This is a genomic window from Mitsuaria sp. CC2, from assembly GCF_048957715.1.
Taxonomy (GTDB): Bacteria; Pseudomonadota; Gammaproteobacteria; order Burkholderiales; family Burkholderiaceae_C; genus Roseateles.
In genome coordinates this window covers 60965-79283 of record NZ_JARVXN010000005.1, presented here as the reverse complement: position 1 = coordinate 79283, position 18319 = coordinate 60965, and the positions used below count along the sequence as shown (strand labels likewise).

The window sequence follows — 18319 nt, the reverse complement described above, 5'->3', positions numbered from 1 at the left end:
AATTTCAGCTTCTATGTGCGAGTGCCAATTGCTCGAATTCGCGCTCGATGTCACGAACGATGCCAGGCATGTCGAAAAGTGCGCTGTTGCGCCCTTCGTCCCGCAGGTAGCGCTTGTAGGACTTCGCGCGGCCCGGATTCAGCCCGATCTGGATCGCGCGCTGGACGTATTCCTCGACCGAGAAGGTGATCAGGTCCGGCAGGCCGACGGCGGTCAGCAGGCTGCCGCACATGCGGGAGATGTAGCTGCGGCCGGAGCGGGTCAGGATGGGCGTGCCCATCCAGAGGCAGTCGCTGGCGGTGGTGCCGGCGTTGTACGGGAAGGTATCCAGCACCAGGTCCGGCAACTGGAAACGCGCCAGGTAGTCCGGCGGTGCGACACGCGGCGCGAAGACCAGGCGCGAGGCGTCGATGCCGGCGGCCTCCGCCTCGTGGAGGAGGTTGGCCTTGGCCCACTCGTTGTCCGCCAGCAGCCACAGGACCGAGTTCGACACGCCGTGCAGGATGCGCATCCAGGCGCCGAACATCTCGGCGTTCATCTTGTGGTTGTTGTTGAACGAACAGAAGACGAAGGCATCCGCCGGCAGGTCGTACTGGGCACGGGTGGGATCCGCGCCGATCTCGCGCTTGCGGTCGCTGACCTGGTAGCAATGCGGCAGGAAAATGGGCTTTTCGCTACAGTACGGCAGGTATTCGGGCGGCATCGTGAAGCGATCCGCCAGGATCCAGTCGACGCCAGGCAGCAGCGAGGTCGCCGGCAGGCCCAGGTAGCTGACCTGCACCGGGGCCGGGCGATGCGCCAGGATATTGGGGCGCGCGCCGCTGGTGAGGCCCTGCAGGTCCACCAGCACGTCGATGCCGGCCTGCGCGATCAACTTGGCGGCGGTTGCGTCGTCCATCGCGTTCAAGCGCCAGACCTTGTCCATCGACATCAGGATGCGCTTGCGCAGGGAAGTGCCGTCTTCGCGGCTCCAATCGAAGGCATGAATCTCGAACTTCTCGCGATCGTGCAGCTCGTACAGCTCGGCGGTGAGCAGACCCACGGCGTGCATGCAAAGGTCGCCGGAGAGGTAGCCGATCTTGATCTTGCCGCCCTGCTCCCGTGCGGCGACCGACACGGGATGGCGCCAGAGCGCGTCCTTCTGCTTCGTCACCTTCTCGTGGACGAAGCGCTGGGCGGCGCCCATCTGCAGCGCGGGGTCGTCGGTGGCGCTGAGTGTGGCCAGCAATGAGGTGGCAATCAGCAGCTTGTTGTGTGTAACTTCGCCGAACGCCTCGTAAACCGGCCACTTGCACTGCTTCTGGCGGATGTGCACGTAATGCTGCATGACATCCGTCTGGTCCGGGTTCAGCGCGAGGCTGCGCACCATCAGCGCTTCGGACTCGTCATACCGACGCTGCAGTTCCAGCAGCCGGGCTGCATTGTTGAAGGCGTGGGTGCGCAAGCCGGTCTGGTCGGCGCCAAGCGCCTCCATGGGGCCGGCGCCGTCGTAGACCTCGCGCCAGGCGCCGAGGGCGTCATCGACACGCCCGAGGTGCTCCAGCTGGTGGCCGAGGTTCAGACGGGCCTGGGCGAAGGTCGGGCTGATCGCCAGCGCCTGCCGGTAGACCTGCTCGGCGCGTTCATGCTGCTGGACGTTGCCCAGCACGGTGCCCCAGTTGTAGAGCGCCACCAGACGCGCCGCGGGCGGCTGGCCCTCGTGCGACAGCCAGGTCTCATACAGATGCGCGGCGGCGTCGCCGAGATTCTGGCCCTGGAAGAAGTTGCCGCGGTCCATCAGCTCCGGCAGGGGGAGCGAGCCCTCTCGGGCACGGGTCAGCAGCTGCTCCCATTCCTGGGCCAGCGGGGCGGGAACGCTCAAGTTCGGCATGCTGGGGCGGGCGATGTCCATGTGATCGGGCTTTCGGGGCACGGTGATGCGGTCCGGCGGACGCGGCCGGACGTGCCGGCTCGGGCCCAGGGGCCGCCTGTACGGGATTGTGTCCGTGCGCTCCGGGAGGCATCCCGGCAAATGGACGGTGCCGACCGCCCATTTCCCTGCGTGGAGTGCCCGCCCTGGGCGTGCCGCGGACACCGGCGACCCGCCCATTCAGCCCGTTATCGGCCGCCGGAGTGAGAACTTGAGCACGATTTGAGGGCGCCGTCACGCCCTTATCGGAGCTTCTTGTTACAGGTCCGACTTCCACAATCGTCTCGCGATCCGGGCCTTCAAGAGTCTGGACGCCGCGCGATAGAGCAAGCCCGCCAAGGGACGTCGAGGGACGCGCGTTCGATCAACCAGGACAAGAAGAACGCAAGCCCATGAAAGCGATTCCGAGTCTGTCCCGATGGGATGAGATCGTCGAGGCGGCGGAAGCGGTGGAAGCCGCGGAGCCGGACGATTTCGAAACGCGCGCGGTGGACACCCAGTCCTGGGTGGAGCCGGCCGGCCGCCTCGGCGGCGCCGGGGGCGCGGCGATGAACGATGCGCCGACACGGCGGCGCAACGGGGATTCCATCTTCCAGAGCCTGATGCGGCTGTGGCCCGGCGAAGGCCGCCGGCCCCAGGCCAGCGCCCGGGCGATGGCCAAGCTGCGGACCGCCTTCCGCGCCAGCGTCACCGACCTGGCCGGCGAGGCCGATCCGGACGCGCAGGAGCGCGTGGCTGCCCTGCTCCGCCACATCGTCCATGCGCGGCATCCGCAGGACCTGTGGCACCTGCGGACGGCGATCTACACGGAAGTGGCGCGCTGCTTCGACCAGGCGGAAGCCGAAGCCCGCCTGATCGCGCTCAACCGGCAGCTGGAACAGGGCAAGAGCCTGCTCCGCCGGCTGCTCGGCTGACTACTTGGGCTGACCCAGGAAATCCATCTTGCCCAGCGGCACGCCGGCGTTGCGCAGCAGCGCGTACAGCGTCGTGGCGTGGAAGAAGAAGTTGGGCAGGTTGTAGAAGCGGACGAAGTCCTGGCCCTCGAACTGCAGCGGTTCCTTGCTGCGACGCGGCACGCTGATCGCACGCGCCTCCGAGCCGTTGATCTGCTCGGGCGTGACCGTCTTGAGGAAGTCGCGCGTCTTCTGCATGCGCTGGATCAGATCGTCCAGCGTGGCTTCGTCGTCGGGCCAGCTCGGCACCTCGATGCTGGCCAGGCGGGCCGCGCCGCTCTTGGCGGCGTCGCTGGCGATCTGGATCTGACGCGGCAGCGGCAGCATGTCGGGCGCCAGGCGCAGCGTGAGGTAGACGGATTCGTCGAAGCCCTTGGCGATGGCGTGATCGCGCGCGGTGCGGATCCAGGTCTGCATGTTGATCAGCATGCGGTCGAACACCGGCACGGTGGCGGCGTACATGTCCATGGAAGTCTCCTTGTCTGGGGATGGGGGATGCGATGCGGGCCGGATGCTAGTGCCTGTTCCGATCTGTTGCACGACGCTCGCCCAATGGCCTTGGGGTGACCGATTCAGGCGAGTAGGATCGGAGCCCGCACGCCTATGAACATCATCATCCTCGACGACTACCAGGACGCCGTGCGCAAGCTCCCTTGCGCCGCCAAGCTGGACGCGCTGAACGCCAAGGTCTTCACCAACACCGTCAAGGGCATCGGACAGCTGTCGGTCCGGCTGCGGGACGCGGAAGTGCTGGTGACGATCCGCGAACGCACCCACTTCCCGCGCCAACTGCTGGAAAAGCTGCCCAAGCTGAAGCTGATCTCGCAGACCGGGCGCGTGGGCAAACACATCGACGTGGACGCCTGCACGCGGCTGGGCATCGCCGTGGCCGAAGGCGGCGGATCGCCGATCGCGCCCGCGGAGCTGACCTGGGCGCTGATCATGGCCGCGATGCGGCGGCTGCCGCAGTACATCTCGACGCTCAAGCACGGCGTGTGGCAGCAGTCGGGCCTGAAGTCGGGCTCGATGCCGCCGAACTTCGGCCTGGGCATGGTGCTGCGGGGCAAGACGCTGGGCATCTGGGGCTACGGCAAGATCGGCCAGCTGATCGCCGGCTACGGCAAGGCCTTCGGCATGCACGTGATCGTCTGGGGCAGCGAGGCCTCGCGGCTGCGCGCGCAGGCCGACGGTCACCAGGCCGCGGACACCCGCGAAGCCTTCTTCGAACAGGCCGACGTGCTGACGCTGCATCTGCGGCTGTCCGACGAGACGACGGGCATCGTGACCTCCGAGGACCTGGCGCGGATGAAGCCGACTTCGCTGTTCGTGAACACGTCGCGCGCGGAACTGGTCGCCGACGGGGCGCTGGTGTCCGGCCTGAACCGGGGCCGACCCGGCATGGCGGCGGTCGACGTGTTCGAGTCCGAACCGATCCTGCAGGGCCACCCGCTGCTGCGCCTGGAGAACGCCGTGTGCACGCCGCACATCGGCTACGTGGAGCAGGACAGCTACCAGATGTACTTCGACGCGGCGTTCGACAACGTCCTGAACTACATGGCCGGCAAGCCGTCCAACATCGTCAACCCGGACGTTCTGAAGGGGCACCGGTGAGCGCAGGGCCTTCCTCCGGAACGCCCTCCTCCCCTGAAGGCGCCGCGGCGCAGGCCGCGCCGCTCCCGCTCTCGCAACCCGAGTCGCTCTCTCAGCTGTTCTGGGCTTTCACCTGGCTGGCGCTGCAGGGCTTCGGCGGCGTGCTGGCGGTCGCGCAGCGGGAGCTGGTCGAGCGCCTGAACTGGATGTCGCGCGAGGAGTTCGTCGAGACGCTCGCCGTCGCGCAGGTGCTGCCCGGACCGAACATCGTGAACATCTCGCTGATGATCGGCGACCGCTTTTTCGGCCTGCGCGGCGCCCTGGTCGCGCTCGCCGGCATGATGCTGTTCCCGGCCGTGATCGTGCTGATCCTGGCGGCGCTGTCGACGACCTGGCTGGCCTCGCCGCGGATGACCGGCGCATTGCGCGGCATGGGGGCGGTGTCGGCGGGGCTGATCCTGGCCACGGGCTTCAAGCTGCTGCCCTCGCTGAAGAAGAACCCCATCGGCCTGGCGCCGGGACTGGCGCTCGCGGCGCTGGTGTTCGGCGCGACGGTCTGGCTGAAGCTGCCGCTGTTCTGGATCGTGCTGAGCGTCGGCGGGCTGGGCATGACGCTGGCGCTGATCGCGCTCAAGCGCAGCCGCGCGGGTGTTCGTCCATGAGCGCCGAGGCCCAGGTCGCGACACAGCTCGCCACGCAGGTCGGCGCGCAGGCAGGCTGGGCCCAGATGCTCGTCGGCGCGCTGAGCTGGTCCGAGCTCGGCGCGCTGATGCTGCACTTCCTGATGCTGTCGCTGCTGTCGATCGGCGGCGCGATCACGACGGCGCCGGACATGCACCGCTACCTGGTCGACGAGCGCCATTGGCTGACCGACCAGAGCTTCACCAGTTCGATCGCGCTGGCGCAGGCCGCGCCGGGTCCGAACATCCTGTTCGTCGCGGTGCTGGGTTTCAACGTGTCCGGCCTGCTCGGCGCGGCCGCGGCGATGGCCGGCATCCTGCTGCCGTCGACCACGCTGGTCGTGGCCGCGACGCGCTGGGCGCGCAACAACCGCGAGCACCTGGGGGTGCGTGCGTTCACCGTCGGCATGGCGCCGTTGACGCTGGGATTGATGATCGCGACGGGCTGGCTGCTGGCGGCGCCCTACCTCGTCGAGCCCTCCCACCGCTGGGCGACGCTGGCGATGATCGTCGCGACGGTGGTCCTCACGATGCGGACCAAGATCGGCATCGTGTGGATGGTGCTGGCCGGGGGTGTGCTGGGCGCGCTCGGCGTGGTGTAGCAGGCGCCCGAAGCGATGGCCCTCACAGCAGCACGGCCGGAACCTAGGGATTGATCCCTGCCCGGCCTGGGACGAACGTGCGCCACGTCATCGACCTGGAGCGCACCTGAAGTCAGCCCCCTGTTCGGCCTGCTGCTGGCCGCCTTCCTCCCGACGGCTTTCGCTCAGCGCGTGACCGGCGACGTGTCCCGACATCGCCGATGGCTTCATTGCGTTCGCGGTTGAGACTGGCTGCCGGTGATCGAAGCGTCCGACGCCGCCAGAGGCCGTCACAATCAAGCGACCTCCGCTTGTTTGAGATGCCCGCCTTTCATGATCGACAAATCCTTGGTGCAGCAGCAGGTGCTGGACGTCGGCAAAGGCATCCAACTCGGTGCGCTGGCCTGCCTCGCCGATGCCGACGGCAAGGAGCAACAGCTTTTCCTCGGCCCGGATGGGGGCAGCATGAAGCTGACGATCGATGCTCAGATCGTCCAGGTCATCAGCAGCGAAACCCCGTTGGGCAGGGCCATGCTGGGCAAGTGCGAAGGGGATGAGGTGTCGATGCAGGTCGCTTCCACCCGACAGCAGTTCGAGGTGCTATGGGTTCGTTGAGCCAGTTGCCACGGCTCTACACCTTCCGCCGCTGCCCCTATGCGATGCGCGCGCGGATGGCGCTGCTGCAGGCCGGGCGGAACTTCGACGCGGTGGAGGTCAGCCTGCGCGACAAGCCGGCGAGCCTGCTGGCCTTGTCTCCGAAGGGAACGGTGCCCGTGCTGCAGTTGCCCGATGGCGTCGTGATCGAGGAGAGCTGGGACATCATGCGCTGGGCACTGGCTGAGCCCGCTGCGCAGGGCTGGTGGGAGCGGGCGCAGTCGCTTGCGAACCTTGACCTGCTGCAGCGGAATGACGGCGACTTCAAGCACCACCTGGACCGCTGGAAGTACCCGCAGCGCTACGCGAGTGAGACCCTCGCGCCAGAAGCACACCGCGACAGCGCGGTCGATGTGCTTCTGCGACCGCTGGAGGCGCGGCTGCGCAGCGAGCCCTGCCTGGGCGGCGCTACGCCGTGCGCCACCGACCTGGCTGTGTTCCCCTTCGTCCGCCAGTTCGCCGCAGTGGAGCCGGAGTGGTTTGCAACGCTGGACGTGCCGTCGTTGCGGTCATGGCTGAACGGCTGGCTCGCCCACCCGCTGTTCGCCGCTTGCATGCACAAGCTGCCGGCGGAAGGTGTGAGTCGCTTTCCGCTGCTGTAACCGAGGAACCTTCAGACCTCGCGCATGCGGTAGCGGTTGATGACCCACTTCGGGCCGACGCCCACCTGGTCGGGAACAGGCGCTGAAGCGTGCGCGGGCTCATGCCGAAGCGGCGCGCGAGCGCGTCGACCGAGTGCAGTTCGAGATCCTCGGCGACGCCATCGACGATGCGACCGGCTAGCCGCGCGGGCGCATCCAGCGCGGGAAGGCGGGCGCGCAGGAAGTCCGAGGCGAGTGCGCTCGCCTCTACGTCTCCGCAGTCCAGCACCTCGTTCAGAGCGACCGCATCGGGACCGAAAAGCGAGTCGATCGGCCAGATCCGGCGGCGGCGCGATGCGCGAATGGGCGAACTCCCCTGGCGGCAGACGGTGCAGGACACCACGGGCCTCTTGGCCCGGAGGCTGTCGCGTTCTTCCAATCGTCGACATCGGGTTCGTTGCTTCAATGCAGGCTGGCGGCCGATCTCCGGCCGATTTCCGGCCGATTCGATTCATGATGCCATGAAGATTTTTCGATCCTTGATCGGCGCCATGCTATGCGTCTCACTCGGAGCGAACGCGGCCGATGCGTCGTCACCTGATTCAGCGAAGGAGCCTGCCTTGATCGTCCATATCGCCAGCGGAAAGTTCGATGTCCAACTCTCGCCGCAGCCGGCCACTGAGGCTGCGTCCCAGGCCGGCCTCGGCCGGATGGCCATCGACAAGCGCTTCCACGGCGCGCTGGAGGCGGTGAGCGCCGGCGAGATGCTCGCATGCCGCAGCGCGGTCACCGGCTCGGCCGGCTACGTTGCGATGGAGAAGGTCAGCGGCACCCTGGACGGCCACGCTGGAAGCTTCGTGCTGCAGCACAGTTCGACCATGGAACGTGGCGTGCCCACGCAGTCGATCACCGTCGTGCCAGACTCCGCCACCGAGGCACTCGCCGGGCTGGCCGGCCGCATGACGATCGACATCGCGCCGGGCGGTGCGCATTCCTATCGCTTCGACTACACGCTGTCGGGCGCGGCGCCGTGAACTTGGCAAACCAAGTCATGTCATGGAAAGCGCGTCAAGCCTTTCCTCCACAGTGAAGGTGCGGGCGGGGAGTTTGGGAGCCGCTCGGAGTGATATTGGAAACGGCTGCTTCGCAGCGTAAGCGCCCCTTCATCAACCGCAGCAGCGTGAGGACTTCGGTGGTGCGTCTGAAGCAACCTCTGGCATCTCGCAGGAGGCGACGCTGCGGCTACCTTCCGTGTCGGAGGCCGCAGAGCCGCAGCCCGTTGCCTTGCTGAACTCAACACGCTGGGCCAGTTCCGCAGCGCTCTCCTTTCGCTCGCTGTAGCGGTTCACCAGGTACGGACCCAGGTCGCGCGTCAGCAAGGTGAACTTGAGCAGCTCCTCCACCACGTCGACGACCCGGTCGTAGTAGGACGACGGCTTCATCCGACCTTCCTCGCTGAACTCCGCGAAGGCCTTCGCGACCGAGCTCTGGTTCGGGATGGTCAGCATCCGCATCCAGCGGCCAAGCACTCGCATCTGGTTCACCGCGTTGAACGACTGCGAGCCGCCCGACACCTGCATCACCGCCAGCGTCTTTCCTTGCGTGGGGCGCACCGAGCCGTTCGAGAGCGGAATCCAGTCAATCTGCGTCTTCATGATGCCGGTCATGGCCCCGTGCCTTTCCGGCGAGCACCACACCATGCCCTCCGACCAGGTGGCCAATTGGCGGAGCTCCGCCACCTTGGGGTGCGTGTCCGGCGCATCGTCCGGCAGCGGCAGTCCGGACGGGTCGAAGATCCGGACCTCAGCGCCCATCGCCTCCAACAACCGGGCAGCTTCAAACGTCAGCAGGCGGCTGTAGGAGCGCTCGCGCAGGGAGCCGTAGAGCATCAGGATTCGCGGAGGGTGCTGCGATGGCGTCGCCGCCGTCAGACGCGCTTGGTTGGGGATATCCAGCAGCTCGGCGCTCAACGCAGGCAAGGTGGCGTCGGGGAAGAGGTGGTCAGACATGACGTACTGGCGGCGAGGAAGTGGGGGGCGTCGCCTCGACCGACGAACGGTTGGAAGACAGCGCGTGATTCGCTGCGACCGCGAGCGCGGCACCAACCAATTCGGCGATGACGAACCCTGGCGCGCTCGCGGGTGCGATACCGGCAAAGCTGCCGCTGAACATGCGGCCGAACACTGCCGCCGGGTTGGCGAACGATGTCGAGGCGGTGAACCAGTAGGCTGCGCCGATGTAGCTGGCCACCATCGCCGCGACGCGCGGCGCCGGCGCGCGGAGGATGACGAGCAGCAGTCCAAAGGTCGCGACCCCTTCCGCAATCCACTGCCCACTGCCGCTGCGCAGCTTCGTGGAGAGCTGCAGCAGGTTCATGTCGAACATCGCGTGCGCGAGCCAGGCGCCAAGCACGGCGCCGGACAGCTGGGCGATGACGTAAGGGATCAGGGAGGCAGCCGGCAGCTCTCGACGCCAGGCCATCACGGCACTGACGACCGGATTGAAGTGGGCGCCGCTGACAGGCCCGAACAGCTCGATGAGGACATACAAGCCGCCGACGGTGGTCAGGGTGTTGGCCAGCAGCGCGACACCGACATTGCCACCTGCCAGGCGCTCGGCCATCACCCCGGAGCCGATGACAACGGCCAGCAGCAGTGCTGTGCCCAACATCTCGGCGAAGAGCTTGCGGGTCAAATTCATCGCGTCAGTTCTGCGCAATCCTGGACAGCGCGAGTTGCTGCTCGGCCATCGTCATAGCCTCAAGGGGCAACTGCGCCAGTTGCAGCATCCGGTAGCCGATGGCCTGCCGGGTCAGCTCGAAGGCGCGTCGCTTCCCGTCATCTCCGCCGTCCGCGTTGGACGGGTCCGGGTAGCCCCAATGCACCTTGACCGGCTGCCCCGTACCGCCGAAGAACACCGGACATTGCTCAGCCGCGGCGCTGTCGCACACCGTGATGACGATGGACAACGGCGGGGCCTCAGGAGCGGTGAACTCGTCCCAGCTCTTGCTCCGATAGCCGGCGGTGTCGACGCCCGCCCCCTGTAGCGCCTCGAGGGCGAACGGATTGATGCGACCGCTGGGGGCGCTGCCGGCGCTGTAGGCCTTGATGTTCGTGCCCAGCTGCTTGGCCCAGTGGTTCAGCATGCCCTCCGCCAGCACGCTGCGGGCGGAGTTGTGTGTGCAGAGGATGAGGACGTTCGTGGTCATGAGGTTCAGCAGCAGGATGCGGACTTCTTGTCGACCGCGCAGGCGGCACCTTGGCAGCAGTTCTCGGTGAGGTAGCCCAGGAGACCGTTCATGCGTTGGTAGTCGGCGCGGTAGATGAGGTGGCGGCTCGCGCGCTCCTGGGTCACGAGGCCGGACGCGAGCAATTCCTTTAGATGGAAGGACAGCGTCGCCGGGGGGACGCCCAATGCTTCCTGGATGGCGCCGGGCGTCAGCCCCGCCTCACCGACCACCACCAGGGCACGAAACACCTGCAGCCGCAATGGCTGCGCAAGCGCGCCGAGCGCACGAACAACATCGACGTCCTCCATCCTTCGAGAATAGTCGAATAGTTGAGGACTTGCAACGAGCGCGGGGGCATGTCCACACGGAGGCCGAGACGCCCGCTTCCAGCCTGGAGCCCCGGCAGACCCGCAGCGGAAGCTGCTTTTCGTGCTTCGCCAGGATTCGCCGGATGACAGTCATGGGAGCGGCATACGATTGCGGCATGGCTGCAGAGAAGCACATTGAGCTCGTCACCGCAGAACAACGAGGCGGCGCCTTCGAGGTGCTCCTCGCATTCCTGAAACTCGGGCTCACCTCTTTTGGCGGCCCCGTCGCCCACCTGGGCTACTTTCGAGCCGAGATCGTGGAGCGTCGCCGTTGGCTTGACGAGCGAAGCTACGCGGACGTGGTGGCGCTCTGCCAGTTTCTTCCGGGTCCTGCAAGCAGTCAGGTCGGCATCGCTATCGGGCTGGCGCGAGCAGGCTGGCTCGGAGCGTTGGCGGCGTGGTGTGGCTTCACACTTCCGTCCGCCTTCGCGCTCATCGTTTTTGCCTACGGGCTCCAGCACTGGGGAGCGCTCGCGGGGAGCGGCGTGGTGCACGGATTGAAGGTTGCCGCCGTGGCAGTCGTGGCGCAGGCGGTCTGGGGCATGGCGAGGAATCTGTGCCCGGACGGCGCTCGCTCAGCTATTGCGATGGTGGCGGCGCTTCTGGTCCTGGTCCTGCCAGCCTCGTCATCACAGGTCATCGCCATCGGAGTCGGTGGCCTCGTCGGTTGGCGAATGGTGAAGCTCCCACGGCAGGAGCCCGTTGTCCATCGCAGCTATGGCGTCTCAAAGGCGGCGGGCGCCGCTGCTTTCGCCTTGTTCTTCGGTCTTCTTGTGGGCTTGTCAGGCGTCGCCGTTGCTACCCAATCGCTGTTGTGGACCGTTGTGGAGGGCGTCTATCGTGCAGGCGCTCTAGTGTTCGGTGGAGGCCACGTCGTGCTGCCTCTGCTGCAGGCGACGGTGGTTCCGGCAGGAGTGGTCACGAACGAGCAGTTCCTTGCGGGATACGGCGCTGCGCAAGCCGTACCTGGGCCCCTGTTCACGTTTGCCGCCTACCTGGGCGCTGTCATGGACGGCCCGTTCTCGGGCTGGACGGGCGGGCTCGCACTGCTGGCCACGATATTTTTGCCGGCGTTCCTGCTCGTGGTGGGTGCGGTGCCCTTCTGGGACGCGCTGCGGCAGCGAGCAGCTGTGCAGTCGGCCATGGCCGGCATCAATGCTGCCGTGGTCGGCATCCTGCTGGCGGCGTTGTACGACCCGGTATGGACGAGTGCGATTCGCACACGCGCCGACTTTGCCACGGCACTTGTGGCGTTTGCGCTGCTGGTCTACGCGCGCCTGTCGCCACTCATCGTGGTGCTCCTCGCGGCTGCGGCAGGCTGGGCGTTCCTGGGCTGAATCCGAAAAGCTCGCGAAGGTACATGAAAAGGTCCGCACTTCAATGGACCACTGCTGCTGTTTGCGGCGCGTATCGGCCCGTAGGATGAGGTGGTCACCGTCCGCTTTCAGCCTGACGGGGACTTCGTCGAGGCCGCTGCGCCCTTGGCCGCTACGCCGCTCACTCCGCGCGCAAATCCCTCAAACGTCCTTCGTCCCGAAGATCTTGTCCCCGGCGTCGCCCAGGCCCGGGATGATGTAGCCGTTCTCGTTGAGGTGCGAGTCGATCGCCGCTGTCCAGCAGCGGATGTCCGGATGCGCCTTGTTCAGCGCGGCCACGCCTTCCGGCGCCGCGACCAGCACCAGCGCGCGGATGTCCTTGCAGCCGCGCTGCTTCAGCAGATCCACCGTCGCGATCATCGAGCCCGCCGTCGCCAGCATCGGATCGACGATCAGCGCGGTGCGCTCGTCCAGCTTGCCGACGAACTTCTCGAAGTAGTTCACCGGCTGCAGCGTCTCATGGTCCCGCGCCAGCCCGACCACGCTCACCTTGGCGTTGGGCATCATGTCCAGCACGCCGTCCAGCATGCCCAGACCCGCGCGCAGGATGGGCACCACCGTGACCTTGCGGCCCGCGATCTGGTCGATCTCGACCTGGCCGCACCAGCCCTCGATCGTCGTCTTCTCCAGCGGGAAATCCGCCGTCGCCTCGTAGGCCAGCAGCCGGGCCACCTCGCCGGTCAGCTCGCGGAACTTCTTGGTCGACATGTCGCCCTCCCGCATCAGGCCGATCTTGTGCTTGACGAGGGGATGCTTGACTTCGATGACTGACATGGCGGTACCAGGAATGAGGCTGCGAATATTGGAACGGCGCCTCGTGGGCGCCGGAATGGTCGCGATTATCTCGCGTCGACGATCAGGCCGGCTCTGGCCGGCTCAGGCCTTCTTCTCGCGCTGGCGCAGCGCCTCGTACAGGCACACGCCCGCCGCGACCGAGACGTTCAGGCTCTCGACCGCGCCCTGCATCGGGATGCGCACCAGCTCGTCGCAGGTCTTCGCGGTCAGCTGGCGCATGCCGTCGCCCTCGGCGCCCAGCACCAGCGCCACCGGCCCCGTCAGGTCCAGGTCGTACAGGGTCTTCTCCGCCTGGTCCGAGGTGCCGATCACCCAGATGTCACGCTCCTTGAGCTCGTTGAGCGACCGCGCCAGGTTGGTCACCATCAGGTAGGGCACGGTCTCCGCCGCCCCGCTGGCGACCTTGGCCACCGTCGCGTTGAGCCCCACCGCGTGGTCCTTGGGCGCGACCACCGCATGCGCGCCGGCACCGTCGGCCACGCGCAGGCAGGCGCCCAGGTTGTGCGGATCGGTGACCCCGTCCAGCACCAGCACCAGCGGCGGGCCTTCGACCTGCTCCAGCACCTCGTCCAGCGAATGCGACTTCGCCACCGCCTTGACCCGCGCCACCACGCCCTGGTGGCGATGCGTGCCGCACAGCGCCTTCAGCCGGTCGTCGTCGCTTTCGACCAGCTTCGCGCCCGCCGCCTCCGCCTTCTCCAGGAACCCGCGCATGCGCTGGTCCTTGCGGGTCGCGTCGAAGAGGATCTCCTGCACCGAGGCAGGCGCGGTCTTCAGCCGCACGGTGACGGCGTGGAAGCCGAACAGGATCTGGGTCTTGGAGGAGGCGGGAGAGGAGCTCATGGGCGCGATTGTCGCGCACCCGCCGTCAGAGCCAGCCGAGGTGGCGCGCGCCCATCAGCGCGCCCAGCATCACCGGCTGATGGAGCATGTAGTACGACAGCGACCACCGCCCCATCACCGACAACGGACGGGCGCCCGGCAGCAACGGCCGCTGCATCCAGTCGCGCACCGCCTCCAGCCGCATCAGCGCGCAGCCCCACAGCATGGGGCCCAGCCACGGCAGGAGAGGGACGAAGTCCTCGGTCAGCGGCTTGCGCGTGACCAGGCCCACCCAGTTCGTCGTCCGGGTGTCGAAGAAGGGATGCGCGATGAAGAAGGGCAGCGCGACCGCCACCGCGCCCAGCACCCACAGCGCGGCCGTGGGCAGTCTGGAGAAGCCGAAGCGCACCAGGATGAGCATCAGCGCCATGCCGTGCAGCACGCCGAAGCTGATGAAGGAGCGCGGGTACATGAACCACGAACCGATCGACACCAGCAGCGCGCAGACCATGACCTGACCCCAGCGGCGCCAGAAGCGGTAGGCCGTCTGGCCCTGCGCCAGCGCCACCGCCTGGCCCATGCCCGCGCACAGCAGGAACAGGCTGACGATGCCGCTGCGCTGCCAGGTCCAGAACGGATCGCGGTAGAAGTCCTCCACGATGACCTTGAAGTAGCTCAGGTCGAAGCAGAAGTGGAAGACGGTCATCCAGACCATCGCCAGCCCCCGCAGCGCGTCCAGGCGGTCGTAGCGCGGCGTCGTCGAAAAGGCGTGCGACACGGCCTCCAGGCCGGGGTCAGGCGTTGCGATCGGGAAGCGGGCCGGCGGATTCATCGGAGTTGCAGTCTACCCAAGCCGCCGCGTCACTCGATGACGGGTGTCCGACGTCCGATCGCCGCCCACGCCCGACCCCCGCATTCAAGTGGGTCGACCACCCGGACCTGTCGGTCGCGCCTCCCCCTCCACCCGTCGGCGTCATTGAGCGCAAGGGAACAGAAATCGACGATGACGCCGTCCCTACTTAGACCGTGTCCCATGCGTTTTCACCGTCCCGCCGTGCCGTCCGCGCTCGCCGCGCTCGCCACCCTCACCGCCTGCTTCCTGCTCACCGCCTGCGGCGGACGATCGCCGGATCCCGACGCGTCACCGTCCAGCACCCTGATCCCCGTCCCGGATCCCACCGTCGCCTGCAGCGTCCTGCGCGTCACGCCGGCGGACGCCATCGAGCAGACCTTCGTCGATCCGCTGATCACCATCGTCTATGCCGCCCCCACGGCCGGGGCCTGCGGCGATCTCACCCTGCAGGATGCCAGCCAGTCGACGGTCGCCGCGAACGTCGTCGCCAGCAGCGAGTGGCCGAATCCGCAGGGCGGCTTCGTCGGCACCCGCACGATCGAAGCGGCCGCCGAGCTCGACCCGGGCGCCATCTACCGCCTGCGCTGGAACGCCAAGACCGTCTCCACCTTCAAGACAGGCATCGAACGGCGCGGCGAGGTCGTCTCCGTCACCGACCAGGCCTTGCAGCTGCCATCCCTGCCCAATGCCGCGCACATCGGTCCAGGCGACATCAACAACGTGCTCGACGCGTTCGCGGAGGCGATCGCCAAGGGCAATGACATCAAGAAATTCCTGTTCGAGAACGCGCTGCGGGTGGAACTTCCCCGCATGGCCAAGCCGGAGGCCCGCTACGGCGCCGCCATCAGCAAGGTGGCCTACCGCAGCGCCGACGCGCGCGGCAACCCGGTGACGCTGAGCGCGCTGCTCATCGCGCCCGAGCGGTCGCCCGGCGGGCAACCGGTCGACTTCCACGGCATGCCGGTCGTCATCGGTCAGCGCGGCGCCACGGACAGCACGTCGGATGCACCGTCTTCCGGCGCCACCACGATGGGCATTCCCGGCCTGATCGCCGCAGGCAAGGGACACCTGTTCCTGGCGCCCGACCTGATCGGTCTGGGCGACTCGCAGTCGCTGCCGCAGGCCTACCTCGTCGCCGCGGACACGGCCGGACAGACCCAGGACCTGCTGCGCGCCGTCCGCGCCTACGTCCAGCAGCACTACCTGTCCACCCTCGGCACGGACCTGCGCCTGTTCGGCGGCTCGCAGGGCGCGTATTCCACCCTCGCGTCCCTGCCCTACCTGGCCCGGGAAGGCACGGTGCGCGTCGTCTCCGCCGCCCAGGGGCCCTACGATGTCTACCGGACCTTCCACGGCGCGCTGCTGACCGCCGGCGGCGCCGCCCGCGACGCCTACGCCATGAACGAGAACCTGGGTTTCCTGCCCAGCCACACCCGCGACGTCATGACCAGCTTCCAGGCCTACGGGAACTACGCTTTCGATCCCAAGCTCGTCTTCGACGCCGCCGGCCAACTCCTGCCATCCTTCCTGGCCGACTACAAGGACGGCAAGGCCCAGGACTTCGTCCGCCAGCTCGGCGCGAACAGCCTGGTCACCGGATCCCAGGTCTATGACCTGCCGCAGGCCCAGGTACAGCTGTACCACTTCAGCGCGGACACGCTGGTGCCGGCGCAGAACACCGTGGACATGCTGGTCGCGTTGAGCAACGGGAAGCACCGGTTCGCGAGCGTCCAGCGCGGCAACTGCCACGAGAACTCGGAGCTGGTGAAGCTGATCGTCCGCTTCAGCAAGAGCAGCACGATCACCCACACGCTCTGCGTGGCATTCCAGATCGACGATTTCGTCGGCGGGCTCTGAGACGACGCTCCGGAACCTCAGACTCGAGAACTCAGGAACCCAGCAACTGCCGCACGCGTTGCCGGTGCATGCCGCGCAGCGCGGGCAGCAGCGCGCCGACGTCGCTGTATTCGGCGCCGGACAGCGCGCCGGCCAGCGATCCGGCGAGCCGCCCAGCCTGCTCCGGCGACAGCGTCTCTTCGACCGCCCCCGCAGGCGGCGTGGCCGACGCCACGAGCTGTTCATGCAGGCGCGCCCGCGCCTGCGCGACCTTGGGCTCGGCCTGCAGCAGTTGTCCCAGCGCCTGGCGCTGGCCGGTCGCCTCCTTCACGTCCCAGCGTTGGGGCTGCAGCGCGTCGGGCGACGGCTCCAGCAGCGCGCGCACCGGTTGACCGCTCGGGAATCGCTTGCCCTCGCCGCGCAGCGTCAGGCCGTCGCGCAAGGCGGGCCATTGCGATTCGGCGACGCTGAAGACGATCTCGGTCCCCTGCGCCTGCACCGACAGGCCCGCCGGGGACAAGGCCTTCGTCAGCGCCAGCAACTGCTGCTGCGTGCCTTCGCCGTCCAGCGTGACGGCAATCAGCGTCGGCTTGCCGCCGTTGTTGCCGATGCCACCGTTGCTGCTGCCGCCGCTGTCCTGAGGCTGGCTCGGCAACTGCAGCCGCAGCGTTTCCTTGCCGCCCTGCTGCAGCACGGCCAGATCGAGGCCGCGCAGCTTGAAGCGTTGGCGCGCCGCGCCGTCCTGGGGCGCGGCCTGCAGTTCGGCATCGACGCGCCCGCCGGCATCTCGGCCGCGCTGCGCCCAGAGTTGCCGCAGCTGATCGAGCTGTCCATGGACCGCCGCGGACGGTGCCGTCTGGCGTGCCAACGTGTCGCTGAGCCCGCCCTTGAGCTGCTGCATCGCCGCCGCGAGGCGGTCGAGGTAGTCCAGTCCTTGCTGAAGCTTGCCGAGCTGCAACTGCGCGCCGGGCTCGCGGGCCGCGGAGGCCGCGTCCGCCGAGCGCAGCGGCGCGGCGGCCAGTTCGACGACGGGCGGCCTCGCGCTCGCCGGATCGGCGGCGCCGCGCCGTCCGTTCGTACCGTTCGCGGCCCCCGCAAGATTCGCGACATGCGCGCCGCCAGGGGCGCTCGTTGCGCCTGTGGCGCTCGCGGCGTTCGTTACGCCGCTGGTTGTCCCGCCGAACAGCGGCGCCGGGATCGCGTCAGATCGCATCGAACAGGCTCAGCTGGCTGACCTTGGCATAGGCCTTCTGCGTCGCCTGCAGCGCCAGCGTGTAGCTGTTGAGGCGCGTGGCGGCTTCGCCGTAATCGATCTGGCCGAGGTCGAGCGCGCTCTGCCGGTTGGACAGGCTGACCGACGCGTGGTTGGTGTCTATCGTGTCCAGGATGCTCTGGCGTCCGCCGAGCTGGCCGATCTTGCCCGCCACATCGCCCAGCGTCAGGTCGAGCGCGTCGATCATCGCGGTCACCTCGGCGTGCACGCCCTCGGCCGTCACGCCCGGCGTGGCCAGCTGGGCGCCCAGCGCGTTGAGCTGACGCAGGAAGCCGCCCATGCCTTCGAGCGACACGTTGCCGCCGATGGCCATGTTGTCCGCCACCGCCACCTGCTGCGTCTGCGAGTTGCCCAGGAAGTTGTAGGCGGGGTCGACGGTCGGCCGGTCGCTGGCCGTGCCGGAGAACAGGTAGCGCCCTTCCGCGTTCTTGCTGTTGGCCAGGAAGAGCAGGCTGTCGTGCAGCGTCTTCACCGAGCCCGACATCGCGTTCAGGTCGTCGCCGGTGTTGCCCGCGTCCGCCGCCCAGACCAGCAGGTCGCGCGTGGCCTGCAGGTCCTCGCGGATGCTGTCCAGCGAGACCTCGCTGGTCCGGAGCCGGCTCTGCAGCGCGCCGATGTTGTCGCGGTACTGGCTCAGCGACGCTTCCTCGCGCGAGAGCCGCGCCAGCCGCAGCGCGGCGATGCTGTCGTCCGACGGCTTGAGCACGCGCTGGCCCGACGCCATCTGCTGCATCACATGCGTCAGGCCCTCGTTGGCGGCCTGCAGCGCGCTGTTCATCGTCGTGTGGTACTGGTTGCTGGCGATGCGCATGGTGGTCT

The 18319-nt window shown here is 67.8% G+C and carries 19 protein-coding genes and 1 pseudogene; 9 read left to right on the top strand and 11 right to left on the bottom strand.

Features of this window, described 5'->3' with window-relative positions:
* Positions 1-4: 4 nt before the first annotated feature.
* Complete coding sequence (locus PV762_RS02965; protein ID WP_421033530.1) at positions 5-1861, bottom strand: tetratricopeptide repeat protein; 1857 nt, start codon at positions 1859-1861, stop codon at positions 5-7.
* 440 nt (positions 1862-2301) lie between these two features.
* Between PV762_RS02965 and PV762_RS02960 the strand changes: the two genes are divergently transcribed.
* Complete coding sequence (locus PV762_RS02960; RefSeq protein WP_421033529.1) at positions 2302-2823, top strand: hypothetical protein; 522 nt, start codon at positions 2302-2304, stop codon at positions 2821-2823.
* Here PV762_RS02960 and PV762_RS02955 read toward each other — a convergent pair whose 3' ends face one another.
* On the bottom strand, positions 2824-3330 hold the full coding sequence (locus PV762_RS02955; protein ID WP_421033528.1) for a DUF1993 domain-containing protein: 507 nt from the start codon (positions 3328-3330) through the stop codon (positions 2824-2826).
* A 135-nt stretch (positions 3331-3465) separates the two neighbouring features.
* Between PV762_RS02955 and PV762_RS02950 the strand changes: the two genes are divergently transcribed.
* The 6 genes and pseudogenes from PV762_RS02950 (at position 3466) to PV762_RS02925 (ending at position 7982) form a co-directional block, all read left to right on the top strand.
* A complete protein-coding gene (locus PV762_RS02950; RefSeq protein ID WP_421033527.1) occupies positions 3466-4473 on the top strand; it encodes a D-2-hydroxyacid dehydrogenase family protein in 1008 nt (335 codons plus the stop codon).
* Positions 4470-5114, top strand: a complete 645-nt coding sequence (locus PV762_RS02945; RefSeq protein WP_421033526.1) for a chromate transporter — start codon at positions 4470-4472, stop codon at positions 5112-5114. Before PV762_RS02950 ends, PV762_RS02945 begins: the two co-directional genes overlap by 4 nt.
* Entirely contained in the window at positions 5111-5734 is a 624-nt protein-coding gene (locus tag PV762_RS02940) for a chromate transporter (protein WP_421033525.1), read from the top strand. The genes PV762_RS02945 and PV762_RS02940 overlap by 4 nt, the downstream gene beginning before the upstream one ends.
* A gap of 348 nt (positions 5735-6082) precedes the next feature.
* Positions 6083-6328, top strand: a pseudogene (locus tag PV762_RS02935) (GreA/GreB family elongation factor); the annotation flags it as partial.
* On the top strand, positions 6316-6969 hold the full coding sequence (locus PV762_RS02930; RefSeq protein WP_421033524.1) for a glutathione S-transferase: 654 nt from the start codon (positions 6316-6318) through the stop codon (positions 6967-6969). The pseudogene PV762_RS02935 and the gene PV762_RS02930, both read left to right, overlap by 13 nt.
* A gap of 602 nt (positions 6970-7571) precedes the next feature.
* Entirely contained in the window at positions 7572-7982 is a 411-nt protein-coding gene (locus tag PV762_RS02925; RefSeq protein ID WP_421033715.1) for a DUF3224 domain-containing protein, read from the top strand.
* 132 nt (positions 7983-8114) lie between these two features.
* On the opposite strand, the gene arsH is transcribed toward PV762_RS02925, so the two are convergent.
* The 4 genes from arsH to PV762_RS02905 are packed head-to-tail and all read right to left on the bottom strand — an operon-like array spanning position 8115 to position 10485.
* A complete protein-coding gene (gene arsH, locus PV762_RS02920) occupies positions 8115-8957 on the bottom strand; it encodes an arsenical resistance protein ArsH (protein ID WP_421033523.1) in 843 nt (280 codons plus the stop codon).
* Positions 8950-9648, bottom strand: a complete 699-nt coding sequence (locus tag PV762_RS02915; RefSeq protein ID WP_421033522.1) for an aquaporin — start codon at positions 9646-9648, stop codon at positions 8950-8952. Before PV762_RS02915 ends, arsH begins: the two co-directional genes overlap by 8 nt.
* A 4-nt stretch (positions 9649-9652) precedes the next feature.
* Positions 9653-10156 carry an arsenate reductase ArsC gene (locus PV762_RS02910; RefSeq protein WP_421033521.1) on the bottom strand — a complete coding sequence of 168 codons (504 nt, stop codon included), beginning with the start codon at positions 10154-10156 and terminating at the stop codon, positions 9653-9655.
* A gap of 5 nt (positions 10157-10161) precedes the next feature.
* Complete coding sequence (locus PV762_RS02905) at positions 10162-10485, bottom strand: ArsR/SmtB family transcription factor (protein ID WP_421033520.1); 324 nt, start codon at positions 10483-10485, stop codon at positions 10162-10164.
* A 176-nt stretch (positions 10486-10661) separates the two neighbouring features.
* Between PV762_RS02905 and chrA the strand changes: the two genes are divergently transcribed.
* Positions 10662-11882 (top strand): chromate efflux transporter, encoded by a 1221-nt coding sequence (gene chrA / locus PV762_RS02900; RefSeq protein ID WP_421033519.1) that lies wholly within the window; start codon positions 10662-10664, stop codon positions 11880-11882.
* A gap of 180 nt (positions 11883-12062) precedes the next feature.
* Here chrA and upp read toward each other — a convergent pair whose 3' ends face one another.
* The 3 genes from upp to PV762_RS02885 all read right to left on the bottom strand — a co-directional run bounded on the left by upp (position 12063) and on the right by PV762_RS02885 (position 14370).
* The gene (gene upp, locus PV762_RS02895; RefSeq protein ID WP_421033518.1) at positions 12063-12695 is read right to left on the bottom strand and encodes a uracil phosphoribosyltransferase; all 633 of its coding nucleotides are present in this window, start codon (positions 12693-12695) and stop codon (positions 12063-12065) included.
* 102 nt (positions 12696-12797) lie between these two features.
* Positions 12798-13559 (bottom strand): 23S rRNA (guanosine(2251)-2'-O)-methyltransferase RlmB, encoded by a 762-nt coding sequence (gene rlmB / locus PV762_RS02890; protein WP_421033517.1) that lies wholly within the window; start codon positions 13557-13559, stop codon positions 12798-12800.
* Between the two features lie 25 nt (positions 13560-13584).
* On the bottom strand, positions 13585-14370 hold the full coding sequence (locus tag PV762_RS02885; protein WP_421033516.1) for a DUF1624 domain-containing protein: 786 nt from the start codon (positions 14368-14370) through the stop codon (positions 13585-13587).
* A gap of 201 nt (positions 14371-14571) precedes the next feature.
* On the opposite strand from PV762_RS02885, the gene PV762_RS02880 reads away from it, so the two are divergent.
* Positions 14572-16248 carry a hypothetical protein gene (locus PV762_RS02880; protein ID WP_421033515.1) on the top strand — a complete coding sequence of 559 codons (1677 nt, stop codon included), beginning with the start codon at positions 14572-14574 and terminating at the stop codon, positions 16246-16248.
* A 31-nt stretch (positions 16249-16279) separates the two neighbouring features.
* Here the strand turns inward: PV762_RS02880 and PV762_RS02875 are convergent, their stop codons facing one another.
* Positions 16280-17440: a hypothetical protein gene (locus PV762_RS02875; protein WP_421033514.1), complete on the bottom strand. Its 1161-nt coding sequence runs from the start codon at positions 17438-17440 to the stop codon at positions 16280-16282.
* Entirely contained in the window at positions 17430-18311 is an 882-nt protein-coding gene (gene flgL, locus PV762_RS02870; RefSeq protein WP_421033513.1) for a flagellar hook-associated protein FlgL, read from the bottom strand. The genes PV762_RS02875 and flgL overlap by 11 nt, the downstream gene beginning before the upstream one ends.
* Between the last annotated feature and the right edge of the window lie 8 nt (positions 18312-18319).